The sequence below is a fragment of the Dactylosporangium maewongense genome (genome assembly GCF_039531485.1).
Classification (GTDB): domain Bacteria; phylum Actinomycetota; class Actinomycetes; order Mycobacteriales; family Micromonosporaceae; genus Dactylosporangium; species Dactylosporangium maewongense.
The window spans coordinates 1-2,955 of sequence record NZ_BAAAQD010000085.1 but is presented as its reverse complement, the minus strand read 5'-3'; the positions used below and the strand labels follow the sequence as shown (position 1 = coordinate 2,955).

Annotated in this window: 1 protein-coding gene; it reads right to left on the bottom strand. The window is 69.9% G+C overall.

What is annotated here, in order from left to right; all coding sequences use genetic code 11:
• Positions 1 to 2,911 (bottom strand): non-ribosomal peptide synthetase (locus ABD332_RS59790; RefSeq protein WP_344516069.1); only part of this gene is annotated, 2,911 nt, incomplete at its 3' end.
• Positions 2,912 to 2,955: the final 44 nt, after the last annotated feature.

Sequence of the window (2,955 nt, the reverse complement as noted above, 5' to 3'; positions counted from 1 at the left end):
CGTCCAGACCCAGCACCTCAGCGAACGCGAGACAGATCAACTCCTCGCGAACATCAGCCGGCCCACGACCCGTCCCAGCCGCGGACGCGAAGTCCGGCGCGGGCAGTGCCTTACGGTCCAACTTCCCGTTCGACATCAACGGCAGCTCGTCAAGAACCGCGACAGCCGACGGGACCATGTACTCGGGCAGCCGCTCCGCGGCGAACGCGCGCAACACCGCACCATCGACGCCGCCGACCACGTACGCCACCAGACGCTTGTCCCCGGTGGTGTCTTCACGGGCGATGACCGCGACCTGGTTCACCTGCGGGTGGGTGGCGAGCACGGCCTCGATCTCGCCAGGCTCGATCCGGAACCCGCGGATCTTCACCTGGTCGTCGGCGCGACCGAGGTACATCAGCTGGCCGTCGCCGCCCCACCGGACCACGTCACCGGTGCGATACAACCGACCACCGTCGTCGAACGGGTCGGCGACGAACCGCTCACCGGTCAACCCCGCCCGGCCGACGTAGCCGCGGGCGAGTTGCACACCGGCCAGATACAGCTCGCCGGATACGCCGACCGGCACCGGCGCCAACCGGTCGTCGAGGACGTAGACGCGGGTGTTGAACACCGGACGGCCGATCGGCACCGGACCCTCCGCCGGAACCTCGCATGCGGTCACGTCCACCGACGCCTCGGTCGGACCATACAAATTGAACAACCCGACACCCGGAAGGATCTCGAAGAACCGGTCACGCACCGCCGAGCCAAGCGCCTCACCGGAACACACCACCCGCCGCAGCTCACCACAGCCGGCCGCTTCCGGCACGGCCAGGAACGCCTCCAGCATCGACGGCACGAAGTGGACCGTGTCCACCCGCTCAGCACGGATCAGCTCGGCCACGTAGCCGGGGTCGCGGTGACCGCCCGGCCGGGCGATCACCATCGTGGCACCCTGGATCAACGGCCAGAACAACTCCCACACCGACACGTCGAACCCGAACGGCGTCTTCTGCAACACCCGGTCACCTGGGCGCAGACCGAACTGCGCCTGCATCCACACGAGGCGGTTCACGATGCCCTCGTGCGACACCACCACGCCCTTCGGCAGGCCAGTCGAACCCGACGTGTAGATCACGTACGCCGCCTGACCCGGCACAACCACAACATCCGCAGCCGTAGCCGTTTCTGTGAACGGACCCCCCGAGATCACACACACCGCACCCGCGTCCGCCACCATGAACGCGACCCGCTCCGCCGGCAGATCCGGGTCGATCGGCAGATACGCACCACCAGCCTTGAGCGCCGCCAACAGTGCCACCACCAAGTCGAAACCACGCGGCAGCGAAACCCCCACCACCGAATCCGCGACCACACCACGCTCGACCAGCAGCCGCGCCAGACCGTTCGCCCGACCCTCCAGCTCCGCATACGACAACGACTCACCCTCGAACACCAACGCCGGGGCATCCGGCGTGCGCGCCACCTGAGCCGCGAACAACCCCGGCAACGTCGCCACCGGGACGTCGACCGCCGTGCCGTTCCACTCGTGCAGGACGCGGTCGAGCTCGCCGGGGTTGAGAACACCGATCTCCGACAGCGGCACCGGTGTGGTGCTTTCCAATGCCTGTACCAGGCCGGCGACCGCGGTGTGCAGCATGCTCACGACGCCGTCGGGATCGATCGGCCCGGCCGCGTCCACGGTCAGCCCCAGGAACGTCCCGTCGTCGTCGATGGACACGGTCACCGGGTAGTTGGTGCTCTCCCGGGCGTACACCGGCCGGACGCCCTCGAAGCCGTCGGCCGCGCCCTCCTCCGGTCCGCGGGGACTGCTGTGCCGGTAGTTGAGCAGCGTGGCGAACAGCGGCTGGTTGCCCGGCACGGCGCTGACCCGCTGCGCCAGCGCCAGTGGTGCATGCTCGTGTTCCAGCAGCCGTCCCAGCTGGCTCCGCATCGCGACCACCGCGGCCGGCACGTCGAAGTCGCCGGTCGGCACTCGCACCGGCAACGTGTTCATGAACAGGCCGGGCACCCGGTCTGACCCGGCGCCGGCGTTCATCCGCCCGAACAGGACGGTGCCGAACACGACGTCATCGCGACCCGACACGACCGACAGCACGCGCGACCACGCCACGTGCAGCACGGTCGCCGGGCTGACCCCCAGCCTCCGTGACGCGTCACGGAGGCGGCCCGCCAGCTCCACGTCGAGCGCCACCCCGGCCCGCACCACGGTCGACCCGTCACCGTGGACGTCGCTGACGCCGAAAGCCACGGTCGGCTCGTCGACCCCGGCCAGCAGCTCGCTGAAGAACGCCTCGTGCTCGCCGCTGTTCAGGCCGGCCCGGGCCTGCGCCACGAAGTTCCGGAACGGCAGCGCCTCCGGCAGCGTGTCGGCTCGGCCGGACAGCACCGCGCCGACCTCACCGATCACCACTTCCAGGGCCGTGTGGTCCTGGACCAGGTGATGGACCCGCAGCAGGCCCAGCCACCGGCCGTCCACGAGTCCGGTCACGTGCAGGCTCAGCAGCGGCGCCCGGCCCAGGTCCATCGAGGAGCCGGCCGCCGCGAGCAGCTCGGCCACCGCGTCGCCGGTGGTGCCGGTCAGCTCGACCGGGATGACGGGCAGGGTTGCCGTGCGCCACACGACCTGGACCGGTTCGCGGAGACCCGCCCACACCATCGACGTCCGGAACACGTCGTGCCGGTCGATGACCTGTTGCAGCGCAGCCGTGAACCGGTCCAACCGGTGGTGGTCACCGAACTCCAGCACGAACGGCGTGACGTACGCGTCGTCGCCGCCGTCGGCGAGGATGTGGTGGAACAGCAGGCCTTCCTGCAGCGGGGCCAGGGGGTAGATGTCGGCGACGTTGGCCGCGCCGCCCTCCACCGTGCCGACGACCGCCCGGATCTCCACCTCCGTCAGCTCCACCAACGGCAACATCTCCGGCGTGATCACCTGCGCACCCGCCGGGA